The organism is Magnetospirillum sp. 15-1 (assembly GCF_900184795.1).
Classification (GTDB): domain Bacteria; phylum Pseudomonadota; class Alphaproteobacteria; order Rhodospirillales; family Magnetospirillaceae; genus Phaeospirillum.
Genome location: NZ_FXXN01000026.1, coordinates 446,433 through 469,855, shown reverse-complemented (window position 1 = coordinate 469,855; position 23,423 = coordinate 446,433). Strand labels below are relative to the sequence as shown.

Here is a 23,423-nt window from a genome sequence, read left to right as displayed (position 1 = left end):
CCTTGCGCATGATCGCCGCCACGAGCCGATCCAAGCCCATGGGGGCCGGGTTCGCCCTGGTACTTTCCCTTCTGTCCGATCCTGCCGCCGCCGGCTGGGTGGCGGGCGAGGCGGAGCGCACCATCGCCTTCGGCTTCGACGCCATCGTCGAGCGCCACCTGCAGCCGGTCACCGCCCAGACCATCGCGCTGGACGGGCTGCGCGGACTGGCCGAGATCGACCCGCAACTGGCCGTCACCCTGGACCAGGGGCGGCTGCGCCTCGCCACCCCTGAAAAGGTGGTGGCCGATTATCCCGCCGCTCCGCCCGACGATACGGTGGGCTGGGCGCGCATTACCGTCAACGCGGCGCTGGAAGCCTCCCAGGTGTCGGAGCGGCTGCGTGACGCCGATGCCGAGCGCCTGTATCAGGCGGTGTTCGAGGGCGCGCTGGGCAAGGCCGACCTGTTTTCGCGCTATGCCGGAGCCAAGGAGGCCAGGGAACATCGCTCCAACCGCTCGGGCTTCGGCGGCATCGGCATCAAGTTCGACCTGATCGACGGTGAGGCCCGCATCGTCGAGGTGGTCGACGACGGTCCCGCCGCCAAGCTGGGCCTCAGGGCCGGCGACATCATCACCGCCATCGACGGCGAGACGGTCAAGGGGCTGGACCGTTCCGACATTTCCAACAAGCTGCGCGGCGCCGTCGCCACCGAACTGGTTCTGGCGCTGCGCCGGGGCAGCCAGCCGCTGCAGTTCACCCTGCGCCGTTCGCTGATCGTTCCCCAGACGGTAAGCAATGCCGTTGCCGGCGGCATCGCCCATTTCAAGATCACCAGCTTCAACCAGCGCACCGCCTACAGCCTGGAAAACCAGTTGAAGGAGGTCCGCGACCGCCTGGGCGCCGGGCTGCAGGGCGTGGTGCTCGACCTGCGCGGCAATCCCGGCGGCCTGCTGGACAAGGCGGTGGCGGTGGTCGACCTGTTCGTCGCCGAGGGCACCATCATCTCCACCAAGGGCCGCCATCCCGCCGCCGCCAACAGCTTCGAGGCCAAGCCCGGCGATATCGGCGAGGACCTGCCGCTGGTGGTGCTGGTGGACGGCCGCTCGGCCTCGGCCGCCGAAATCGTCGCCTCGGCCCTGCAGGACGCGGGGCGGGCCGTGGTGGTCGGCACCAATTCCTATGGCAAGGGGACCGTCCAGACGGTGGTGCGCCTGCCCAACGATGGCGAGATCACCCTGACCTGGTCGCGCTTTCATGCGCCGTCGGGCTATGCCCTGCATGGACTGGGGGTGTTGCCGGTCATCTGTACCGGCGGCGCCACCCAGAGCGCGGCGCAACTGGTCGAGGCGGCCGGGCGCGGCATCCTGCCGGGCAAGCCGACCGAGACCCTGGCGGTGTGGCGCGGTACCGGTATCGACGACACCGAACTGCGCTATCGCCTGCGCGATACCTGTCCGCCGTCCCGGCGTGGCGACGGCAAGCTGGAGATGGATCTGGCCGACCGGCTGCTGGGCAATCGCGCCGCCTATGCCCGCGCCCTGGCGGCCTCGGCCCCCACCCGCGGGCTGGAGGCGCTGCAGACCCGGCCGTCGCCGGAAACCGGCTCTCACTGATCCGCCATTCTCGAGGAAACCGGGCGGGGGCCGTCCGGGACGGCCCCCGCCCGCCGGACTCAGCCGATGGTGTAGCCGCCGTCGACCACGATTTCCTGGCCCCAGATATTCTTGGCGGCATCCGAGCACAGGAAGGCGGCGGTGGCGGCGATGTCGCCGGGCTCGCCGAAGGCACCCGGCATCAGGCGCGCCGTCACCTGGGTGGCCACCGCCTGCAGCACGTCGGCCGGCAGGCCGATGCCGCCCCAGATGGGAGTGGCGATGGGGCCGGGGGCCACCGCGTTGACGCGGATGCCTTTGGGGGCCAGTTCCGCCGCCAGGGTCTGGGAGAACGACTTCAGCGCCGCCTTGCTGGCGCTGTAGATGGCCAGGCCGGGGAAGCCCACCTGGGTCAGGAAGGTGGTGACGAACAGCACCGAGCCGCCCTTGCGGATATGGGGCAGGAAGCCGCGCACCGTCTGCACCGCGCCGGTGAAGTTGACGCCGAACTGGTGGTCGATGGCCGCCGCGTCGCTCTGCTCGAACGGCACCACCTTGGCGATGCCGGCATTGGGCACCACGATGTCGACGCCGCCGAAGCGCTTGACCGTCTCGGCCACCAGACGGTCCTGATCGGCCTGGCTGGTGACGTCGCCGGTCACCACCAGCACGGAATCCTCGCGGCCCTTGGCGATCTCGGCCAGGGCGGCGGCGTTGCGGGCGAACACGGCGACCTTGGCGCCTTCGGCCAGGAAGCGTTCGGCGATGGCGAGGCCGATGCCGCTGCTGGCACCGGTGACGACGGCGGTCTTGCCGGCAAGGGAATTGGTCATGGGGCGATCCTTATTGGGGGGGTATGATCCCCCCAAAAAGTCATAGTCGCCGGTCAGGAGCCTTGAGGCCGGTCAAGGCCGTAGAGATAGCGCAGTTCCGCCAGGGCGTCGTTGACCACGTAGGGGACCGCCTGGGCGAAGATGTCGAGGATGACGATGGCGTTGATCACCGCATCCTTGGTGAAGGCGGCGCGGATGCGGTCCGCCATGCCCTGGTTGACCTTCTCCGTCGCCGCGCTGTGCCCGCGCAGCCCTTCCACGTCCACGCCGACCATTCCGTTGCCGCCTTCTTGCAGATAGCGGCCCAGCAGGAACGTGGAAAAGGTACGGAACAGCGTTTCCTCCTCGGTGGCAAAGGGCAGGTGAAAGCGGGCCATGGGGCGGAAGAAGGCCAGGCGGGGACAGCCCGATGCCGCGCCGGCCAATCCGACCAGCGACGCCATGCCCTGCTGCAGCGAACGGCGGGACGAGATGGTCCGCTGCGGCGTGATCACCTCCACATCCGCCATCTGGAAGGAATCGTAGCAATCGAAGCGCTCGATGAAGCCCGACAACACGCGGGCGAACGGGCAGACCGCTCCGTCCTCGGGGGATAGCGGGCAGTCCCGGCAGGAATGAAACGACAGGGCCGTCCAGGCGGGAAGGGCCTCCGCCGACGGCTCGATCAGGAAATCGCCGTGCCGCATGGTCAGGGATACCGTTTCCACGGTGCCGCCATCCATGGCGAAGCGATAGGTGATGGTGGTATCCTTGGTATCCATGGCGCAGCCCATCCGCCCGTTTCTATCGCCATGGTGGCCTTTAATCCCTGGTCGCACCACCCCCACTTGGGGGGGGCGTGTTTGCATTTTGTTATCAAGGCGGATACGGTCTATTACCTATCTTTGGATAATCCATTCGTATTGGGCTGTTATGTCTGCCGTATGAGGCAAACTGTCTGGCGAGAGGGGTAGACCATGCGAATTTCCGAGGTTCTGGCCATCAAGGGGCACACGATCTATGAGATCGAGCCCGGTGCCTCGTTGCGCGAAGCGGCGTCCCAGCTGCTGGAAAAGAACATCGGAGCGCTGATCTGCTCCGACCGTACCGGCGGCATCGTCGGCATCCTGTCCGAGCGCGAGATCGCGCGGGCCTTCGCGCGGCAGGGAGGAGACCTCATCACCTTGTCGGTAAGCGACGCCATGAGCCGCGACGTGGTCGCCTGCGGCAGCGACGACAAGGTCGAGGAAATCCTCGACATCATGACCGAGACCCGTTGCCGCCACATCCCCGTGGTCAAGGACGGGGTGGTGCTGGGTCTGGTGTCCATCGGCGATCTGGTCAAGGCCAGCAAGCGGGAGGCCTAGCCTCCCGCCGCCGTATTTGCCCTGATTTTTCTACTTCTTCACCGCGATCAGGTCGGCGTCGCCCTTGTCCAGCACCAGGGTGTGCTCCAGCGACACATAGTGAAACCGCCGGGCGGTATGGCCGGCATGGATGGCGAAGCCCACGTTGTAGGTCTTGCCCGCCTCGATGGCCTTGAACGGGGCGGGGGCGGACAGCGGGCGGCTCAGCGTTACCGTCCAGGTGTCGCCGGCCAGGGTGGCTTCGGCGGTGACCGGCGAGGGCTTGGCTTCCGCCCGCTTGTCGAAGATGGTGCCGCCCACGGCCACCGCCGCCGCGCCCGGCTTCAGGCGGGCCTGCCAATACTCCATCAACTGCCCCGAGGACTGCATCTTCTCCAGTTCGGCGGCGGCCACCAGCTCGTCGCCGGCACCCTGGCGGCCCGGCTTGGCGCGGGTGCGGTTCAGGTACTTTGTCCGTTCGGCCGCGCCGGCGGCCGGCATCTTGGCCGCGTCCTCGTGGCAGGTGCCCCAGCAGCCGGCCTGGGCCGCCTCGGGCAGCTTGCCGTCGTCCAGCATCATGGTGACCTTGGTGGGGAAGTCGGGGTCCATCTTGGAATTGGGCTGGGTGCCTTCCTTGAACTCCAGGCGGACGTGCAGCTTGCCGCCTTCCTGGGCCACCTTGACCGTGGCGGGGATGAAGGCCGGCTTGCCCGGAATGGGAGCCGGCTCGTTCTTGGAGCCGGACACCAGGGTGGTGCCCATGTCCTTTTCCTCGCCCAGGTGGCACTCCTTGCAGGCCTTGCCGCTCTTCACCTTGGGCGCGCCGCCGTGGTCGCCCGACAGCACCCATTCCAGCGACGATTGGCCGGGGTAGAACAGCGTCACCTCCTTGGCCGGAACGCTGCCCCAGTCCAGGGCCAGGGCGGGGGTGGCGGCGAGAACCATCAGGGCGGAAATGGCGATGCGTTTCATGGCGGTCTTCCTGGTTGAGGGGACGGGACCTAAGCACAGGGCGAAGGCCCGTGACTTGACCTTGCTCAATGCAAAGCCCGTCCGGCGAACGTAACCAGTGCCCCATCGGCGTGATATCGGAGGGCGGGCCATGAGGATCGGTAGGGCGAAGGGACTGGCGGCGCTGGTGGTGGCCGGGCTGCTCGCGGCGGCGGGAGCCGCCCAGGCCCAGCAGGCGCCGATCATGATCAAGGGCGAACCCTACGTGTACGACAAGGACAACGCCATGGACGTCATGCGCATCTGCGCCGGCTGCCACGGCGAATTGGGCAATGGCGGCGGCGGCGGTTCCTATCCCCGCCTGGGCGGCCTGAACGCCGATTATCTGGCCGAGCAGATGCGTAAGTTCAAAAGCCGCGAGCGCGAGAACATCCCCATGATCCCCTTCGCGGTGGACCGTGAACTGTCCGAGCGCGACGTGCTGGACGTCACCCGCTTTCTGTCCGAGGTCAAGCTGGAGACCAAGCCGCCGGCCAACATGCCCGCCGACGGCTATGCCCGCCTGCAGATCATGAAGAAGGTGTTGCAGATCCCGCGCGAGCCGGGCGACATCGAGGCGGGCAAGACCTTCTATGCCGCCGATTGCGGACCCTGCCACGGCAACAAGGGCCAGGGCCGCCTGAAGAAGCCGGCCATCGCGCCGCAGCACATCGGCTATCTCAAGACCCAGGTGGACAATTTCCTGTCGGGCAAGCGCAAGCATGACGACATCGAGATCATGAAGGCCAAGACCCCCGAGGAGTGGAAAAATCTCTGGGCCTTCCTGTCCAGCCTGCAGGATTGAGGCGAGCGGGCTTGCTTTCAGAGCGTCTCCAGAATATCTGAAGGGCATGCCTACACAGAAAACCTCCGGCTATCTGGCCGGCCAAATCCTGATCGCCATGCCCCAGATGGAGGACCCGCGCTTCGCCCGCGCCGTCGTCTATCTCTGCGCCCACAACGCCGACGGAGCCATGGGCATCGTCGTCAACAAGCTGTTCGGCGGGCTGACCTTCCCGCAATTGCTGGAGCAGTTGGATATTCCGCCCACGCCGGTCTGCGACGAGATCCGCATCCATTTCGGCGGGCCGGTGGAAAGCGGGCGCGGCTTCGTGCTGCACTCGGCCGATTACCTGCACGAGAACACCATGGTCGTCGAGGGCGACGTGGCGCTCACCGCTACGGTGGACGTGCTGCGCGCCATGGCCGACGGCACCGGGCCGCGGGAAAGCCTGCTGGCCCTGGGCTATGCCGGCTGGGGATCGGGGCAGTTGGATTCGGAAATCCGCGAAAACGCCTGGCTGACCGTGCCCGCCGACCCGGCCCTGCTGTTCAGCCGCGATCTCGAGCATAAGTACGAGCAGGCCATCCACAAGCTGGGTATCGACGTCGGCCTGCTGTCGTCCGACGCCGGCCACGCCTGACATCCCTTTTCCGGGGCGTAGCGGCAGGGTCAGCGGAACTCCGTCCGGCTTTCCCGGACGCCGGCCGGGTCCTCGTGGATGATCACGTCGAAGCCGGGGAATTCCGCCAAGATGGACTTTTCCACATCGTCGGAGATGCGGTGCGCCTCGACCAGCGGCAGGTGGCCGGGCAGTTCCAGGTGAAACTGGATGAAGCCCTGGCGCCCCGAGGTGCGGGTGCGCAGGTCGTGGTGATCCTGCACGCCGGGATGGGCGGTGACGATGGCGCGGATGCGTTCGCGGTCGGCTTCCGGCAGTTCCTTGTCCATCAGGGTATCCAGCGAGAGGCGGAAAATCTGCCAGGCATTGATCATCAGCCAGCCGCCGATGCCGATGGCGAACAGCGGGTCGGCCAGCGGCCAGTTGGTTCCCGCCGCCAGCAGCAGCGAGACGATGACGCTGGCATTGATCAGCAGGTCGCCGGTGTAGTGGAGCGAATCGGCGGAAATGGCCAGGGAACCGGTGCGCTTGGCAACCATGCGCTGGAACCCCACCAGGGCGAAGGTGGCGAGGATGGAGAACACCATCACCGCGATACCCCATTCGCCGTGGCTGACCGGCTGGGGGTGGACCATGCGGTTGCCGGCCTCGGCCAGCAGGAAGCCACCGGAACCCACCACGAAGGCGGCCTGGCCCATTCCGGCCAGGGCCTCGGCCTTGCCGTGGCCGAAGCGGTGGTCGTCGTCGGCCGGCACCAGGGCATGGCGCACCGCCATCAGGTTCAGCGCCGAGGCGGCGAGATCCAGGGTGGAATCGATCAGGGTGGACAGCAGCGCCACCGAGCCGGTGGCCATCCAGGCGGCCAGCTTGACGGCGATCAGCAGGGCGGCGGTCGCGGTGGAAGCATAGGTCGCCAGCTTCATCAGCCGATCAGGATTGTCGGTGGTGCTCATGGATACAGGTGCTCCACCCGCCAGCCGTCCTCCCCACGCATATAGGCGAAGCGGTCGTGCAGGCGGAACGGCCGGTCGTGCCAGAACTCGATGCGCCGGGGCAGCAGGCGGAAACCCGACCAGTGGGGCGGGCGCGGCACCTTGCCCAGGCCGAACTTGGCGGCGAACTCGCCCACCCGCTTCTCCAGTTCGAACCGGCCGTTGAGCGGCCGCGACTGGATCGAGGCCCAGGCGCCGATCTGGCTGGCCCGCGCCCGGGTGGCGAAATAGGCGTCGGCCTCGGCGTCGGGGACCGGGGTGATGTCGCCCTCGGCCCGGATCTGGCGCTTCAGGCTTTTCCAGTGCAGGCACAGCGCCGCATGGGGATTGGCCGCCAGTTCACGGCCCTTGCGGCTTTCCAGATTGGTGAAGAACACGAAGCCGGCCTCGTCCACGCCCTTCAGCAGCACCATGCGCACGCTGGGGCGGCCTTCCGCGTCGGCGGTGGCCAGGGCCATGGCGTTGGGGTCGTTGGGCTCGTGCGCCTCGGCCTCGGCCATCCATTTGTGGAACAGGACCAGGGGATCGGCTTCGGGTGCGGACATTACTCTCACCGGCGGGTGTTGACGTATCGCCCTCAAAATGCCCAGATTCAAGGTCATATGGTAGACGTTTCATCGCATACCTCTTTTTCATCGAGACAGCCATGCGCACTCATGTTCCCAGGATCGTTTCCGCCCTTCTCGCCCTGTCGCTGCTGGCCGGCTGCGAGAACGCCAAGCTGGGCCAGACCGGCGGCGCCATCCTGGGCGGCGTCGGCGGCGGCCTGCTGGGCTCGCAGTTCGGCGGCGGCATCGGCAAGGTGCTGATGACCGCGGTGGGCGCGGCGGCGGGCGCCTATGCCGGCTCGGAACTGGGCAAGAAGCTGGACAAGGCCGACAAGGAAGAGGCGGGAAAGGCCGAGGACAAGGCCAAGGACGCGCCGGTGGGCGAGACCGTCGCCTGGAGCAATCCCCAGTCGGGCAATTCCGGCACCATCACGCCGGTGAGCGAGAGCAAGGATTCCAGCGGCAAGACCTGCCGCGAGTACAAATCGACCATCATCGTCGACGGCAAGGAGGAGGCGGTCAACGGCACCGCCTGCAAGCAGCCCGACGGATCGTGGAGCGTGGCGAATTAGGTCACGGTTCCTTAACCGAAAGGGCGGCATGGTCACGGGTTGGCGGTGCCGCCTTTATTTTATTGCAGCCGGGATGATGACGCGGTGAAGGACCCTTATCTGGTGCTGGGCGTGGCCCGCACCGCTTCCGACGACGAGATCAAGAAGACCTACCGCGCCCTGGCGCGGGAACTGCATCCCGACCTCAACCCCGGCGATGCCAAGGCCGAGTCGCGGTTCAAGGATATTTCCGCCGCCTACGACTTCCTCTCCGATCCGGCCAAGCGCGCCCAGTTCGATGCCGGCGAGATCGACGCCTCCGGCACGCCCAAACGCCGCGCCTGGCGTTCGCGCTCGGGTCCCGGCGCCGGGCCGGGGGCCGGGGGCGGCGCCGGCTCCAAGGCCGGGTTCGGCGGCTTCGGTGAAAACGTCGACGATATCCTGGCCGAACTGTTCCGCCGCAAGCAGAAGGGACAGGCCCAGGCCCACGCCAAGACCAAGACGCGGGGCGGCGACGTGCGTCACACTCTCACCATCTCCTTTCTCGATGCGGCGGCGGGCGGGACCAAGCGGGTGACCCTGATGTCGGGGCGCACCGTCGAGGTGCGTATTCCGCCGGGCAGCGGCGACGGCCAGACGCTCCGCCTCAAGGGCCAGGGCCACGGCGTCGACGACGGGGCAATTCCCGGCGACGCCTTCATCGAGCTGAAGGTGGAGGAGCATGCTTATTTCAAGCGCCGCGACCAGGACGTGCTGCTCGACCTGCCGGTGACGGTGCAGGAGGCGGTGATGGGCGGCAAGGTGCCGGTCCCCACCATCGACGGCAAGGTGATGGTGACGGTGCCGCCGGGCTCCAACACCGGCGCCGTGCTGCGCCTCAAGGGCAAGGGGATCGCCGGCCCCCATGGGACACGCGGCGACCAGCTGGTCACCCTGTCCGTGGTGCTGCCCGACGATGCCGATTTCCGTCAATTGGTGGAGAAATGGGGGCCGCGCCACGGCTACGACCCCCGCGCCAAGCTTCAATAATCCGTCTGTCCGAGCGCCTCCGGCCTTCCGGCCTCCGTCTGCGGTTCGGAAAGGGCGACGGGACAGCGCCGCATCGTCGTGCCGATTTTGACGGGGCTACGGGCATGCCGCAGCTTAATTTTCTGTCGGATTGTATGGAGTTATGCCGGTATATTCCGCTTTGAGGCGACGTCGCTCAAATCGGACTCGCTTCAAAGCTCATCCAGGCCTTTCAGGCGGCGACAATCATAACTGATCACTATCAAATCAACGTGCAGATGACTGCCGCAAGACAACTCTCCAGGCGTCTGTTCGTCGGGGTCGTGATAATCAACCTGCTTGTCGCAGGCTTGATCGCCGTGGTGATCGACCGCAACCGGACCCGCGACAGCGAGCAGGCGGCCGTGGCATTGAGCAATCTGTCGCGGATCCTCGAGCAGAACATTGCCGGTTTCCTCGGCCGGGTCGATCTGGCTCTGCTGTCGGCCCGCGACGAGGTCGCCGAGCAGTTCGCCAAGGGCGGGGCCGATCCGGCCGGGATCGTGGCGATCCTCGCCCGCAACGATGCCCGTCTGCCTGAAGTTCTAGGCCTTCGCATCATCGACGTTCAGGGCGAAACCCGATATGTCGCCAACGAAGCGCCGAATGCGAAGGTCAATGTGGCCGACCGGCCCCATTTCCGCGTCCTGCGCGACGACCCCGGGGCGGGACTGGTCATTTCCAAGCCGTTGCTGGGCCGGGTTTCGGGGAAGTGGGCCATTATCCTCGGCCGCCGCATCGATAATCCCGACGGAACGCTGGCCGGGCAGATTCACGCCGCCGTGGCCATCGAGCAATTCGTCAAGACCTTCGCCGCCCTCGACATCGGCTCCAAGGGATTGGTGGCCCTGCGCGATCAGGATGCCGTCCTGGTGGCCCGCTACCCGGAACCCGACGGGTTCGGCAGCACCATCGGCAATACCAGCGTGTCGGACGCCTTCCGCGAATGGCTGCGCACCGGCAAGAGCACCGGCCCCTATACCGCCCTGTCCGGCGTCGATGGGATCGAGCGGCTTTATCTCAACCGGAAGGTGCCCGGATACCCGCTCTACGTCACCATCGGCCTCGCCACCGAGGATTATCTGGCCGACTGGCGGCAGGACAGCCGCAATCTGGCCCTTCTGGCCGCCATCGTCATGCTGACGATCAATCTGTCGTCCTGGCTGATTCATCGCTTCTGGCGGCGTCAGATGGCCCTGGCCGGCGCCTCGGCCCGCCGGGATGCGCTCTACACCGCCGAACTTCTGCAATCGCGGGAAGAGGCGGAGTCGGCCCGCCAACGCAGCGAACTCATCCTGTCCTCGGCGGGCGAGGGGGTCTGTGGCGTCGATCTGGGGGGGCGCATCACCTTCATCAACCAGGCCGGGCGGGATATTCTCGGTCTTGGCGGCGAGGAGGCCGTGGGCGCCAGCCTGCACGCCCTGGCCCACCACCACCATGCCAACGGCAGCGAGCACCGGGCCGAGGACTGCCCGCTGTACCAGACCTTGCGCGACGGCGTGAGGCGCCATGTGGAATCGGATGCCTATTGGCGTCAGGACGGCAGTTCCGTGCCGGTCGAGTTCACCACGGCTCCCATCTACCACAATGGCGTGCTGGCGGGGGCGGTCAATGTCTTCCGCGATATCAGCCGCCGCCTTCACGCCGAGGAAATGGTCGCCCGCAATCTGGCGATCACCGCCACCATGGAAAGCGTTCTGCGGCAGTCGCTGGAAAACGCGCCGTTGGAAGCCATTCTCGACAAGGCGCTCGAGGAATTGCTGGCGCTGCCCTGGCTGCGCCTGGAGGACCGGGGCTGCATCTTCCTGGTCGACCACGCCCGGGGAAATCTGCGCATCGCGTCCCAGCGCAATCTTCCCCCGGCGATCGCCCGGACTTGCGCCACCGTCCAGCTCGGCCAATGCCTGTGCGGCCGTGTCGGGGCGACCGGGACCGAGATATTCACGAGCTGCGTCGATCACCGCCACGAGACGTCCTATGACGGCATGCCGGAACACGGCCATTACTGCGCTCCGATCAAGTCCGGGGGCGAGGTGCTGGGGGTCCTCAACACCTACGTGGCGCATGGGCACCGTTTCGACGAGGACGAGGAACGTTTCCTGCTGATGTTCGCCAGTACCCTCGCCGGAATCGTCGAGCGCAAGCGGATCGAGGAGCACCTGCGTGACAGCGAGGAAATTTCCCACGCCCTGATGAACGCGACCATCGACGCCGCGTTCCTGATGAACTGCGACGGGGTCATTCTGACCGCCAACGAAGCCCTGACGGTGCGGTTCGATCTGGACCCCGAGGATTTGCTGGGTAAATCCTTCTTCGATCTGCTGCCGCCCGATATCGCCGCCACAAGACGCGCGCAGTTCGACGAGGTCATCCGGACCGGCGCTCCTCTGCACACCCATGATGAACGCGACGGCCGCGTGTTCGATAACCGCATCTATCCCATCTGCGATGGTCTCGGCCTCGTGACGCAGATCGCGGTATTTTCCCGTGACGTCACCGAGCGCCGCCAGACCCAGATGGAGATCGAAAAGGCGCTGGCCGATCTGGCCCGTTCCAATGACGAGTTGCAGCAATTCGCCTACGTCGCGTCCCACGATTTGCGCGAACCGTTGCGGATGATCAGCTCCTACCTGTCGCTATTGAAACGCCGTCTCGGCGACAGCTTGGCCGACGATTGCCAGGAATACATCGCCTTTGCCGTCGATGGTGCCCGGCGGATGGATGCCCTCATCCACGACCTGCTGGAATATTCGCGGATCGGCCACGCCGACCCGGTAAGGGCGCCGGTTGCCATGGCCGAGGTCGTCGGAATCGCCATCGCCAATCTCGGCGCCACCGTCGGCGAATGCCACGCCAGGATCGAGCGGCCCTCCCATTGCCCGACGGTGAGCGGGAATTCGGGGGAATTGGTCCGCCTGTACCAGAACCTGATCGCCAATGCCCTTAAATACCGCGCCCCCGACCGCGCCCCCGTCGTCACTCTCTCCTGTGGCGAGCGCCAGGGAGAATGGGTGTTCGCGGTAAAGGACAACGGTATCGGCATCGCCCCCGATCACTTCAGCCGCATCTTCATGGTGTTCCAGCGCCTGCATGACCGTGGGGCCTATGAAGGTACCGGCATCGGCCTTGCCATCTGCAAGAAGATCGTCGAACGCCACGGCGGGCGCATCTGGGTGGAATCCGTACCGGGCGAGGGCAGCACGTTCAGCTTCTCGTTGCCCAAGGAGAGCTGATGCCGATCGGAACCAGCCTTCAGAAGGCGGGTGTTTCCAAGGCGCAGAGCCGAGTTTGCGCGCGGTATTTTAATACCTCGTTACTAACGTATTGAAATAACACGACTTAAATGGTGTTGACTTGGGCGCGTGCTGTGGCATACTCCGCGCCCTCGACGCCCCGGCTTTTCGGGGTGACGCCAACTGGTTTTGCCGTGGGTGCCATGAAGACCTTTAACGCCAAACCGTCCGAAGTTGAGAAGAAGTGGGTCGTGATCGACGCGGACGGCGTCGTGCTCGGCCGCCTGGCCAGCATCGTTTCGATGCGCCTGCGCGGCAAGCATCTGCCGACCTACACCCCGCACGTGGACATGGGCGATAACGTGATTATCGTCAATGCCGAGAAGGTCAAGCTGACCGGCAACAAGCTCGCCGACAAGCGCTTCTACTGGCATACCGGCCATCCCGGCGGCATCAAGGACCGTACCATGGGTCAGCTGCTGTCCGGCCGCTTCCCCGAGCGGGTCATCGAAAAGGCCGTGGAGCGCATGATCACCCGTGGTCCGCTCGGCCGTCAGCAGATGAAGAACCTGCGCGTCTACGCCGGCCCCGCCCATCCGCACGAGGCGCAGGCGCCCGAGGTGGTGGACGTTGCGGCCATGAACCCGAAAAACAAGAGGTAGTCCCATGGCCGATCTCTCCAGCTTGGCCGACCTGAAGGCCGCCTCGCCGGTCCAGGCCCACCCTGTGCACGAGCGCAAGGTTGACGCCCAGGGCCGCGCCTATGCCACCGGCAAGCGCAAGAATGCCGTTGCCCGTGTGTGGATCAAGCCCGGTTCCGGCAAGATCATCGTCAACGGTCGCGAACTGCCGGTGTACTTCGCCCGCCCGGTGCTGCGCATGATCATCAACCAGCCGTTCGAGGCTGCCCGCGTCGAGAACCAGTTCGACGTGCACTGCACCGTCACCGGTGGTGGTCTGTCGGGTCAGGCCGGCGCTCTGCGTCACGGCATCAGCCGCGCGCTGACCTATTTCGACCCGGCGCACCGCCCGGCGTTGAAGGCCGGCGGCTTCCTCACCCGCGATCCCCGCGTGGTCGAGCGCAAGAAGTACGGCAAGCACAAGGCCCGTCGTTCGACCCAGTTCTCCAAGCGTTAATCTGGGTCGGCCAAAAGCCGAAAAGATCAAGGGTCCGGAGTTTCTCCGGGCCCTTTTTCTATGGGGTGCCGGGGGTATGCGACGGGGTGTGGCGAAATATTCTCGAATGTTGTTATGGTCTCCCCGGGCTTGGGCCTGGAGAGGGGCTTGATGACGCGCCAGCATGGGGATCGCCGGTGGAGCGGGTGGCTCTTGCGCGCCCTGGCGGTGCTGTGCCTGCTGCTGCCCGGACTGGCCGGAGCAAGCGAGGGAGCGCCTCTGGTTCTGGCGGGGGATGCCGCGTCCTTTCCACTCTCCGGCCGGCTGACCGCCTATACCGGCGACGACGGTTCCGCCGCGGCGGACGAGGTGGCGGACAAGCCCTTTTCCCCCGGCTTTCCCGCCATCACCACCGGCACCATCTGGCTCCGCTTTCAGGTGATGCGCCCCTCGGGGCAACCCGCCGAGTGGCTTCTCGCCTTCGGTGAGCCGGATATGGACGACGTCCGGGTCTACGGTCCCGGGCTGACCGAGACGCGGCTGGGGCGCAGCATCCCCAACCGGGACCTCGAGGTGGCGGGGCGTCTGCACGTGGCCCGCCTGATCCTGCCCGAGGCCCAGCCGGTGACCATCCTTCTGCGCCTGTCGTCGCAGCACAAGATCCGCCTGGAGGAGGCCGCCCTGTGGCGGCCCGCCGCCCTTGTCCACGACGAGGCGAGGCGATCGGCGCTTTATGGCCTGCATATGGGGACGCTGCTGGTTCTGGCGGTGATTTCCGGCCTGTCCGGAGCATGGCTGCGGGACGGGCCCATGCTGGCCTATACTCTCTACGTAACGACGATCCTGTGCCGGGGGCTTGTCCATACCGGTATCGCTCCCTTGATCTTTTCCGGGGCGGGGCGTGACGCAAATTACCTTCTGAGCGGTATCGGCCTGCTGGGAGGCGCGGCGGCAATGCTGCTGCTGTGGGACCGCATCCTTGACCTGCGCGGAACGGTGCCTCGCCTGCATCGCCTGTTCCTGGCTGGGATAGTGCTGATCTTGCTGGGGCTGCTGCTGGTGCTGCACCCGGCTTTTCACTTTGTCGTGCTGCCGGTGCAGATTCTGTCGGCGGCCGGAGGGCTGGTGGGGATGGCCCTGGCGGCGGGGCGGGCGTTGCGTCGCCGCGGCGACGTGGTGACCCGCATCTACCTGCTGGCCTTCCTGCCTGTGGTGATTGCCTGGATTGTCGAACTGGCCGCCCGGATGACGGCTCAGATTCCTCCCGACCTGGGCCGCAGCATCGATGTCGGAGCGAGCATCCTGCACGTGGCTTTGCTGTGCGGTGCCCTGGCCTACCGCCTTCATCTCATCCAGCGCGCCCGTCTCCGGGCCGAGCTGGCCCTGGCCGGCGAGCAGTTGACCCGCCAGCGTCTGCGCACCTTCTTCGACATGGTGGCTCACGAATTCAAGACGCCGCTGGCCATCATCGACAGCGCCGTGCAGGTGGTGGAATTGGAACTGAGCCCCGGCCGGGTGCGGCCCGTGGTGTCGGAGCGCTTTATCGCCATCCGCCGGGCGGTGCGCCGTCTGGTGAAGCTGATCGAGGCCTGCCTGGCCGGCGAGCGCGACATGGCGCTGGCATTGCGCCTGCTGCCCATGGCGCCGGCCGATCTGCTGGAACGGGTGGTGGAGCGCAACCGCGACCCCGATCAGGCCGACATGGAGGTCACCACCATCGACCTGCCTGAACGCTGCATCGCCGACGCCGAACTGCTGGGGATCGCCCTGGATGCCCTGATCGACAACGCCCGCCGTTACGGTCCCGCCGGCCAGCCGGTGGAAATCACCGCTCGCGGGGCCGACGGTCACCTGGAGCTGGTGGTCGCCGATCGGGGGCCCGGTATCGCCGCCGCTGAAGCCGAGCGGATTTTCGAGAAGTATTATCGGGGTTCCAACGCCACGGGCATACCCGGCACCGGCATCGGCCTGCATCTGGTGAAGGCCGTCGCCGAGATGCACGGCGGCCGCGTCTCCTGCCGCCCCCGCGATGGCGGCGGCAGTGAATTCGCCCTGGCGGTACCGGTTACAGCTTGATGCCGTAGCGGATGGCGCCCCAGTGGCGTTTGCCCACGATGATCGGACAGTCGATCTCCTTCAGGACCACGAAATTGCCGCCGCCCATGTCGCGGGCATAGGTCTGGGCCAGATATTCCTTGATGTTGCGGACCGCCAGGATGCCGGTACGGTCGTCGAACATGCGGCGATTGCGGCAATTGGCGGTGTTCCACGCCGTCTCGCCGGGGCGTTGCGGCTGGGAATAGATTTTGTTGTGGGTGGCGACATAGCCGTTGCGGTCGGCGGCGCAGCAAAACACGCCGCGCGGATTGGAGGCCAGCACCGGCTCGATGATGCCCGGCACCACCTGATCGGCGAGATCGGTGTGGGGGGCCAGCATCTGCTGCGGGTCGGTGTCGGGAACCGGGCTGTATTCGCTTTCGAACAGGGCGGCCAGACTGATGCGTCCCGCGCTGATCGCCTGCTCGAAGGCCTGGGCCACGTCGGCGGCGGCCTTCTGGGCGGCGGCGATGAACGGCGTGTCCTTGGCCTGGGCGGCTTCGATGGCCTCGGCCAGCCGCTTTTTGGTGTCCGAGCCCACCTTAAGATACTGGCACTGGATGCCGAGCTTGCTGCCCAGGATGGCCTTGGTGGCAATATCACCGACGCCGGGGAAGGTGAGGATGCCCTCTTCCCCTTCCAGCTTGGGGGCGTTGCCCACCACCAGCAGAGCGCCCATCAGCGAGATGTCGCCGGTATGTCCGCTGAAGGTGTGACCGGCGAAATCGGCGGTGAACTCCAGCGAGGCGGGGATACGCTCGACGGCGCGGCGGTTGCCGCCGTAGGAGGTGCGCAGAATGACGTTGAGGCGCCGCTGCAGCGCCCCGATGTCGTGATTGACCAGCATGGACAGTTCGCTGACCTTGCGGGCCGTCACGCCGGTCTGCTCCGAGGCCTTCAGCACGTCGGCGGCGGCCTCGGCCACGTCGCGGGTGTGGTCGGCGGCCTGCACGGCGCTGCTCATGATCTCGCCGGTGGCGGCGCGCTGCTCGTCGGCCGAGGCGGCGATCTGGCCGGCGATCTGCTCCATGTCGCGGATGGTGTCGGCCACCGCCTCGACGGTGGCCACCGCCTGCTGGGTGGTGCTTTCGATGTCGCGGGCCTGGGCGTTGACCCGGCCGATGGCGTTCTCGGTCTGCTCGGCCAGCCCCTTGACCTCGGAGGCCACCACGGCGAAGCCCATGCCGGCCTCTCCGGCGCGCGCCGCCTCGATGGTGGCGTTCAGGGCCAGCATGCGGGTCTGCCCGGCGATGGCCTGGATCAGGCTGACCACGTCGCCGATGCGCGCTGTCGCCTCGGTCAGGGTGCCGACGCTGGTGCTGGCCTCGTCCACCCGCCGGCGGGCGGCTTCGCTGTGCTCGGAGCTGCGTTGGATGCGGTCGGTGATCTCGCGCGATGACGCTTCCAGTTCCTCGGTGGCGCCGGCCACGGTCTGGACGTTGCCGCTGGTGATCTCGATGGCGCGGGCCACCGTCTCGGACTTGTCGCGCAGTTCCTCGGCGGTGGACAGCAGGCGGCCGGCCCCTTCCTTCAGGCGTTCGGCCTGGGTGGAAATCTCCGCCACCGTGGTGTCCACCTCGCCTTCCAGCAGTTCGGTGAGGTTGAGCATCTCGCTACGCAGCTTTTCCTGCGACTTGCGGGCGTTTTCAACGCGCTCCTGGACGCTGTAGGCCAGCTTGGCCTCCATGGCGCGCAGCATGGCGTTGGAGCGCTGGAACTCGTGTATCGGCTCGACCTTGATCTCGTGGGTGAAGTCGCCGCGCGCGATGGCGTCGAAATGCCGCTCCAGGGTCGCGATGGGACGGCGCAGGTAGCGGATCAGGAATACGACCATGAAGGTGGCAAAAACGGTTCCGACGATCAGCGTCCCGATACCCAGGCGCATGTGATGGAGGAAATCACTGTGGGCTCCCTGGTAGAGTTCGGCCGCCTGACGCAACTGCATGGTCATGAGATCTTTCTGCACCTCATGGACCTGCTCGAACAGCGGCAGAACGGTGGTGGTGTTGTGACGGCCCAGGGCGGCGGCATCCCCCTTTTCCGCCAGGGCGATGGCCGGTGTCAGGCCCTGCTCGACGAAGTCCTTGCGCCGGGTTTCGAAATCACCGGCCAACTCGGCTTCCTCGCCGGAAAGCGGGTTGGCGCGATAGGAACTCCACACCGCGGAAATGTGCTCGGCATTGGCGCGGATGCGCAGCGCGCGGCGGGCGATGGAATCGGGCTGCCCGTTGATCAGGTCGAGCTGCATCTGCTGGGTCAGCAGCATATTCTCGCGCATGCGATCGACGATCTCGACGAACTGCCCGGCCGGCACCGTCCGCTGTTCATAGACGATCTTCAGCGCATCGTTGGAATCACTCATGCCGTCCAGGGTGAACCAGGCCACCGCCCCCATCATCAGCACCAAACCGACGATGATCAGGGCGAGGCGACCCGAGATGGAATTGAGGGCGCGGCCCAGGCGGGCGCCGGCGGTGGTGCGGACCACCTGGCCTTCCTCGACCTTGATGTTGCGGGCCTTGCCGGCGCGAATCTGTTCGTAAAGATGCTCGGCGGCCTCGATCTGGGCACGCGAAGGCGCGGTGCGGATGGAGATGTAGCCGGTGATCTGGCCGTTCTCCATCTCGGGCGTGGCATTGGCCCGCACCCAGTAATGGTCGCCGTTCTTCGAGCGGTTCTTGACGATGCCTTCCCAGGGCTTGCCGGCCTTGATGGTGGTCCACAGATCGGCGAAGGCCGCCGGTGGCATATGCGGATGGCGGACGAGATTATGGGGGGCGCCGATCAGCTCTTCCTCGGAAAAGCCGCTGATCTCGACGAAGGCCTGGTTGACGAAGGTGATCCGGCCGCCCAAGTCCGTCTTGGACACCAGAATGGTGCCTTCGGGAAGTTCGACTTCATGGTTGGTGATCGGCTCGTTCACACGCATTTTTAAAGACCCGTTCCATCGCCCATATACCGAGGGTATATATGCTCCGCCAGGGTAGCCGCTGTCTAGCTGCCCGTTTGGCCGAGGGGACCGGAAAATCCGGTTACTCGCGAAAAATATAATATTCCCCTGATACCGTAATCTCCACGTCATCTTCGATGTGTATGATGACGGCTCCATCAGCCGGAGACGGATCGTTGCCGAACATCTATCTGCCTATCGCCGAACAATCGGTCGGCATCCTGAGCCTGCTGGCGGTGGGCGGCGGAATCGGAATCCTGTCGGGTATTTTCGGCGTGGGTGGCGGCTTCCTGCTGACTCCGCTGCTGATCATGCTGGGCATCCCTCCGGCGGTGGCGGTGGCTTCCGGGGCCAATCAGGTTCTGGGCTCGTCGGTGTCGGGAGTGTTCGCCCACTGGCGGCGGCGCAACGTCGACGTCAAGATGGCGGTGTTCCTGCTGGTCGGCGGCTTCGTCGGCTCGGCGGTCGGCGTCTGGCTGTTCGCCCTCCTGAAGCGCCTGGGGCAGATCGATCTGGTGATCAGCCTGTCCTATGTGGGCCTGCTGGGGCTGGTGGGGGGCTTGATGCTGATCGAGACCCTGATGTCCATGCGGGCCGGCGCCACCGGCAAGCCGCCGGGCAAGCGCCACATCCACCATGTCTGGCACGGTCTGCCGTTCCGCACCCGCTTTCCCCGCTCCGGCCTTTACATCAGCGCCCTGCTGCCCCTCGGGGTCGGGGCCTTCGGCGGCCTGCTCGCCGCCCTGATGGGGGTGGGCGGCGGTTTCATCCTGGTGCCGCTGATGATCTACGTCCTGGGCATGCCCACCGCCGTGGTGATCGGCACCTCGCTGTTTCAGATGATCTTCGTCACCGCCAACGTCACCTTCCTGCAGGCCATCACCACCCAGTCGGTGGATTTGCCCCTGGCCCTGATTCTGCTGGCCGGCGGCGCGGTGGGGGCGCAGTTCGGCTCTCGCCTGGGGGCCCGGTTGGGCGGCGAGAAGCTGCGCCTGCTGCTGGCGTTGATCGTCCTGGCGGTCTGCGTCCAGATGACCGGCAGTCTGGTCCTGCCGCCCGCCGATCCCTTTACCCTGGAATAGGGCTGCTTATTCCAGGAACTGTTCCGCTCCCACCACCCCCAGCTTGGTGACGCCCTGATGCTGGGCGGCGGCCATCACGCCGGCCACATGGGAGTAGGCGACGGCCTTGTCGGGGCGGACGTGGACTTCCGGCGGGTTGGCGGCGGTGGCCGCCTGATGCAGCCGGGCCTCCAGATCGGCGCGGTCGGGGACCGGTTCGCCGTTCCAGCGGATCAGTCCCTGCGGGTCGATATCGATGCGCGCCACTTCGGGCAGCACCGTGGCGGGCGGCGGCGGCCCGTCGGGCATGTCGAGGCGCACCGAATGGGTCTGCAGCGGAATGGTGATGATCAGCATGATCAGCAGCACCAGCATGACGTCGATCAGCGGCGTGGTGTTGATGTCGATCATCACGTCGGGGTCGTCGGAGCCGTTCTCGGTGCCAAGGTTGAAGGCCATGGGAATTCCTCAGCGCGGCGGTGGTTCGGTGATGAAGCTGACCTTGGTGATGCCGCCCCGCTGCGCGGCGGCCAGCACCCGTCCCACATGCTCGTAGGCCACGTCCTTGTCGCCGCGGATCAGGACTTCCGGCTGCGGTACCTTGGCGGCGGCGGCGTCCAGGCGGGCGGCCAGCTCGGCGCGGCTGGCCAGGCTCTCCTCGTTCCACCAGACCGTGCCGTGGTGGTCCACGGCGATGGTGACGTTGCCCGGCTGGGTGATGGTCGGCTGGTTGGCTTCCTTGGGCAACTGCACCGGCACCGTATGGGTCACCACCGGAATGGTGATGAGGAAGATGATCAGCAGCACCAGCATCACGTCCACCAGGGGCGTGGTGTTGATGGCGGCCATCACCTGATCGTCGTCATCGCCGCCGTCGGCCGGGCCGAGGGAGATGGCCATCGCTAGCGCACCACCCTGAGGCCGTTGCCGCTGCCGTTGGCGCCGGCCAGCAGCACGGCGTGCAGGTCGGCGGCGAAGGCGCGGACCCTCTCGGCCACCAGCTTGTTGCGCCGGACCAGCAGGTTGTAGCCCAACACGGCGGGCACGGCGACGGCCAGACCGAAGGCGGTCATGATCAGCGCCTCGCCCACCGGGCCGGCCACCTTGTCGATGGCCGCCTGGCCGGCGATGCCGATGGCGGTCAGCGCGTGGTAGATGCCCCAGACGGTGCCGAACAGCCCGACGAACGGCGCGGTGGAGCCGACGGTGGCCAGGACGGCGAGCCCGCCCTGCAGCTCCGAGACGATTTCGCCCACGGCGCGCTGGATGGACATGGTCACCCAGGTGTGCAGGTCGATCTTCTCGGTCAGCGAGCCCTCATGGTGCTGGGCGGCCTCGATGCCGGAGGTGGCGACGAAGCGGAACGGGCTGGTCTCGTCCAGCAGGCGGGCGCCGTCGGCCACCGAGGCGGCCTTCCAGAACCCGGCGGCGGCGGCCTTGGCATGGCGCATCATGCGGCTCTGCTCCACCAGCTTGACGATCAGGATGTACCAGGACGCCATGGACATCAGGGCCAGGATGATCAGCGTGCCCTTGGACACGAAGTCGCCCTGGGCCCACAGCGCGTCCAGGCCGTAGGGATTGTCCACCACCTGCTTGGCGGTGGCGTGGCCTTCGTCCACATGACCGGCCAGGGCACCCGAGGTCAGGACGAGGGTGGCCAGCAGGACCGGCAGGGCGGCGAGGATTGCGCGGATGGGACGGGACATGGAGGGACCTCCGAAGCGTATCAATTCAGTTTCCAGACATAGCGGATGCGAGCCCACGAGCGTTCGGGGCGGCCGTCGACGGTTCCGGCCTTGAAGCGGCAGAGCGCCAGGGCCTGGCGGGCCGCCTCGTCCAGACGCTCGAAGCCGCTGGAGGCGTCGACGACGCTTTCCATCACCGAGCCGTCGGCGTCGATCAGGAATCTCAGCACCACCGCCCCGGTCTCCTCGGCCCGGCGCGAGGCCGGCGGATATTGCGGCGGCTTGCAGGGACGGCCCTGGTCGAGGGCGGGCGGGACCTTGACCACCTCGCGCACCGGCTCGGGCGTCGGCGCCACGATGGCGGCGGGCGGCGGCGGGGCGGCGGGCACCACATCGGTGGTGGCGGTGATGGCGGTGGGCGGCGGCGGCGCCTGGGGCCGTATCTTGGGCGGCGGGACATAGGCCGGGGGCGGCGGCTTCACCACCTTGGGCGGCGGGGGCGGCTGCTCCACCTTGGGCGGTGGGGAGGGGACGGCGGCTTGATGAGTTCGGCGACGATCTTGGTCTCGAGCGGAGCGCGCAGGATCTCGACGGCGCAGTGCCCCAGCCCGTTGGCCAGGGCGTAGATGGCGGCGGCGTGCAGCGCCACCACGCCGGCCAGACCGGCCAGCCGCCTGTGGGAGGAGGGTCTTTGCCGGACCGCGTACATGGGGCTACTCCACGGCCATCAGGCGCCAGCCCTCGGCTCCGGTCACCCAGGACAGGAAGGCGCGCTTGCCGTCGCACACCAGGATCGGACGGTCGGAATTGTCCCGCGTCCGGGCCAGGCCGCGGGGCGGCGACCACGTGCGGCCGGCATCGTCCGAGGACTGGGCCTGGACGGTGGTGGTCTCGCCGTCGAACTCCTTCCAGGCCATCCACAGCCGGCCGTTCACCGACAGCACCTGCGGCTGGGAGACGGTGGTGGCGGGATCGCCCAGGGGGCGCGGCTCGGAAAAGGCCGCGTCGGGTCCGGCGGCCGAGGCGAAGAACACCCCCTTGCGGGTCGTGCCGCCGGTGTACCACGCGGCGTGGAGCGAACCGTCCCCGGCCGCCGCCAGAGCGGGACCCTGGTGGGGGCAGGCATCCACACGCCAGTTGTCCTCGGCCACCTTGCGGATGGGGCCGGGATGGTCGCGGTCGGTAAACACCATCAGGGCATGGTCGCGGATGTTGGGCTCGAACACGTGGCGCCACATGACCAGCGGCCGGTCCGCCTTGTCCAGCTCGAAGGCGATGCGGCAGCATTCGCAGGAATTGGATTGGGCCACGCCCTCGAAGGCGAAGGTCTCGGCCCCGTCGTCGGACCACGCCATGGCCAGGGCGGCGCCGCGATAGCCCCGGCCGGCCTTTTTGGCGGCGGCTCCCTCCCGCTTGTCGATCCAGGCGAGATACAGGCGGTCGCGGGAATCGACCTTCATGACGGGGAAGCGCTGGCTGGCGGGGTCGGACGCCACGGCACGCGGGGGCTGGAAGGTGCGGCCGCCGTCCAGCGAGCGCGCCAGCATCAGCATTCCGTTATAGGCGGAATCCTTGCGCAGGGCCCAGGCGGCATAGACCCGCCCCTTGGAATCGGCGGCCACGGCCGGGCGGGCGTCGCCGGAGGTATCCACCGCTTCCTTCGCGGGATTGAGGGCGATGGCGGCCTCCAGGCTGGCGCCGTGATCGGGGGAGCGGGCGCTCATCACGCGCCCCCCCGCCGCCCAGACCACCACCAGATTGCCGTCGGGCAGGAAGGTCGCGGCGGCCTGCGCCGCGCAGGCCAGCCGGGTGTCGTCGGGCGGGCAGTGGGACGGAGCGGCCGAGGCCGGCTGGTGCCCGCCATGGTGATGGTGCTCGCCTTCGGCCGCTCCGGCCGGCAGGGCGAGCATCATCAGGACGGCCGGGGCGAGGAGGCGGATTGTCTTCATGCGCAAAAACCCGGAGTGGGGCCGCCATCACCGGCACGGCGATGGCAGCGTGAAACATGACAGGAC

The 23,423-nt window shown here is 67.0% G+C and carries 23 protein-coding genes; 11 read left to right on the top strand and 12 right to left on the bottom strand.

Features of this window, described 5'->3' with window-relative positions; translation table 11 throughout:
- The first annotated feature begins 8 nt into the window (after window positions 1-8).
- A complete protein-coding gene (locus CP958_RS17685) occupies window positions 9-1,595 on the top strand; it encodes a S41 family peptidase (RefSeq protein WP_242442965.1) in 1,587 nt (528 codons plus the stop codon).
- A gap of 59 nt (window positions 1,596-1,654) precedes the next feature.
- On the opposite strand, the gene CP958_RS17680 is transcribed toward CP958_RS17685, so the two are convergent.
- Both CP958_RS17680 and CP958_RS17675 read right to left on the bottom strand, forming a co-directional pair.
- On the bottom strand, window positions 1,655-2,407 hold the full coding sequence (locus tag CP958_RS17680; RefSeq protein ID WP_096703516.1) for an SDR family oxidoreductase: 753 nt from the start codon (window positions 2,405-2,407) through the stop codon (window positions 1,655-1,657).
- 53 nt (window positions 2,408-2,460) lie between these two features.
- Window positions 2,461-3,168, bottom strand: coding sequence for a hypothetical protein (locus CP958_RS17675; RefSeq protein WP_096703626.1), 708 nt, complete (start codon window positions 3,166-3,168; stop codon window positions 2,461-2,463).
- A gap of 195 nt (window positions 3,169-3,363) precedes the next feature.
- On the opposite strand from CP958_RS17675, the gene CP958_RS17670 reads away from it, so the two are divergent.
- A complete protein-coding gene (locus tag CP958_RS17670) occupies window positions 3,364-3,753 on the top strand; it encodes a CBS domain-containing protein (protein WP_096703515.1) in 390 nt (129 codons plus the stop codon).
- A 30-nt stretch (window positions 3,754-3,783) separates the two neighbouring features.
- Here the strand turns inward: CP958_RS17670 and CP958_RS17665 are convergent, their stop codons facing one another.
- Window positions 3,784-4,704 carry an ethylbenzene dehydrogenase-related protein gene (locus tag CP958_RS17665; RefSeq protein WP_096703514.1) on the bottom strand — a complete coding sequence of 307 codons (921 nt, stop codon included), beginning with the start codon at window positions 4,702-4,704 and terminating at the stop codon, window positions 3,784-3,786.
- A 130-nt stretch (window positions 4,705-4,834) separates the two neighbouring features.
- On the opposite strand from CP958_RS17665, the gene CP958_RS17660 reads away from it, so the two are divergent.
- The gene (locus CP958_RS17660) at window positions 4,835-5,527 is read left to right on the top strand and encodes a c-type cytochrome (protein ID WP_096703513.1); all 693 of its coding nucleotides are present in this window, start codon (window positions 4,835-4,837) and stop codon (window positions 5,525-5,527) included.
- 46 nt (window positions 5,528-5,573) lie between these two features.
- A complete protein-coding gene (locus CP958_RS17655) occupies window positions 5,574-6,146 on the top strand; it encodes a YqgE/AlgH family protein (RefSeq protein ID WP_096703512.1) in 573 nt (190 codons plus the stop codon).
- Between the two features lie 29 nt (window positions 6,147-6,175).
- Here the strand turns inward: CP958_RS17655 and CP958_RS17650 are convergent, their stop codons facing one another.
- Window positions 6,176-7,078, bottom strand: coding sequence for a cation diffusion facilitator family transporter (locus tag CP958_RS17650; protein WP_141400561.1), 903 nt, complete (start codon window positions 7,076-7,078; stop codon window positions 6,176-6,178).
- Entirely contained in the window at window positions 7,075-7,662 is a 588-nt protein-coding gene (gene pdxH / locus CP958_RS17645; RefSeq protein WP_096703511.1) for a pyridoxamine 5'-phosphate oxidase, read from the bottom strand. The genes CP958_RS17650 and pdxH overlap by 4 nt, the downstream gene beginning before the upstream one ends.
- A gap of 101 nt (window positions 7,663-7,763) precedes the next feature.
- Between pdxH and CP958_RS17640 the strand changes: the two genes are divergently transcribed.
- The 6 genes from CP958_RS17640 to CP958_RS17615 all read left to right on the top strand — a co-directional run bounded on the left by CP958_RS17640 (window position 7,764) and on the right by CP958_RS17615 (window position 15,688).
- Window positions 7,764-8,237, top strand: coding sequence for an RT0821/Lpp0805 family surface protein (locus CP958_RS17640; protein WP_096703510.1), 474 nt, complete (start codon window positions 7,764-7,766; stop codon window positions 8,235-8,237).
- An 84-nt stretch (window positions 8,238-8,321) separates the two neighbouring features.
- Window positions 8,322-9,245, top strand: a complete 924-nt coding sequence (locus CP958_RS17635; RefSeq protein ID WP_096703509.1) for a J domain-containing protein — start codon at window positions 8,322-8,324, stop codon at window positions 9,243-9,245.
- 302 nt (window positions 9,246-9,547) lie between these two features.
- Window positions 9,548-12,496, top strand: a complete 2,949-nt coding sequence (locus CP958_RS17630; protein WP_242442964.1) for an ATP-binding protein — start codon at window positions 9,548-9,550, stop codon at window positions 12,494-12,496.
- Between the two features lie 203 nt (window positions 12,497-12,699).
- Window positions 12,700-13,158 (top strand): 50S ribosomal protein L13, encoded by a 459-nt coding sequence (gene rplM, locus CP958_RS17625; RefSeq protein ID WP_096703507.1) that lies wholly within the window; start codon window positions 12,700-12,702, stop codon window positions 13,156-13,158.
- Window positions 13,159-13,162: 4 nt separating this feature from the next.
- Window positions 13,163-13,633, top strand: a complete 471-nt coding sequence (gene rpsI / locus CP958_RS17620; protein WP_096703506.1) for a 30S ribosomal protein S9 — start codon at window positions 13,163-13,165, stop codon at window positions 13,631-13,633.
- 150 nt (window positions 13,634-13,783) lie between these two features.
- Window positions 13,784-15,688 (top strand): sensor histidine kinase, encoded by a 1,905-nt coding sequence (locus CP958_RS17615; RefSeq protein WP_170959020.1) that lies wholly within the window; start codon window positions 13,784-13,786, stop codon window positions 15,686-15,688.
- On the opposite strand, the gene CP958_RS17610 is transcribed toward CP958_RS17615, so the two are convergent.
- On the bottom strand, window positions 15,678-18,638 hold the full coding sequence (locus CP958_RS17610) for a Tar ligand binding domain-containing protein (protein WP_096703504.1): 2,961 nt from the start codon (window positions 18,636-18,638) through the stop codon (window positions 15,678-15,680). The genes CP958_RS17615 and CP958_RS17610 overlap by 11 nt on opposite strands.
- A 197-nt stretch (window positions 18,639-18,835) precedes the next feature.
- Between CP958_RS17610 and CP958_RS17605 the strand changes: the two genes are divergently transcribed.
- Entirely contained in the window at window positions 18,836-19,741 is a 906-nt protein-coding gene (locus tag CP958_RS17605) for a sulfite exporter TauE/SafE family protein (protein ID WP_096703503.1), read from the top strand.
- A gap of 6 nt (window positions 19,742-19,747) precedes the next feature.
- On the opposite strand, the gene CP958_RS17600 is transcribed toward CP958_RS17605, so the two are convergent.
- Genes CP958_RS17600 through CP958_RS17580 form a run of 6 tightly spaced genes read right to left on the bottom strand, consistent with a single transcriptional unit; the run spans window position 19,748 to window position 23,357 of the window.
- On the bottom strand, window positions 19,748-20,179 hold the full coding sequence (locus CP958_RS17600) for a biopolymer transporter ExbD (RefSeq protein ID WP_096703502.1): 432 nt from the start codon (window positions 20,177-20,179) through the stop codon (window positions 19,748-19,750).
- 9 nt (window positions 20,180-20,188) lie between these two features.
- Window positions 20,189-20,620: a biopolymer transporter ExbD gene (locus tag CP958_RS17595; protein ID WP_096703501.1), complete on the bottom strand. Its 432-nt coding sequence runs from the start codon at window positions 20,618-20,620 to the stop codon at window positions 20,189-20,191.
- A gap of 2 nt (window positions 20,621-20,622) precedes the next feature.
- Window positions 20,623-21,429 (bottom strand): MotA/TolQ/ExbB proton channel family protein, encoded by an 807-nt coding sequence (locus tag CP958_RS17590; RefSeq protein WP_096703500.1) that lies wholly within the window; start codon window positions 21,427-21,429, stop codon window positions 20,623-20,625.
- 20 nt (window positions 21,430-21,449) lie between these two features.
- Window positions 21,450-21,920, bottom strand: a complete 471-nt coding sequence (locus CP958_RS17585; protein ID WP_242442963.1) for an energy transducer TonB — start codon at window positions 21,918-21,920, stop codon at window positions 21,450-21,452.
- Window positions 21,887-22,117, bottom strand: a complete 231-nt coding sequence (locus tag CP958_RS27100) for a hypothetical protein (RefSeq protein WP_242442962.1) — start codon at window positions 22,115-22,117, stop codon at window positions 21,887-21,889. The genes CP958_RS17585 and CP958_RS27100 overlap by 34 nt, the downstream gene beginning before the upstream one ends.
- Window positions 22,118-22,121: 4 nt before the next feature.
- A complete protein-coding gene (locus CP958_RS17580; RefSeq protein ID WP_096703499.1) occupies window positions 22,122-23,357 on the bottom strand; it encodes a sialidase family protein in 1,236 nt (411 codons plus the stop codon).
- Between the last annotated feature and the right edge of the window lie 66 nt (window positions 23,358-23,423).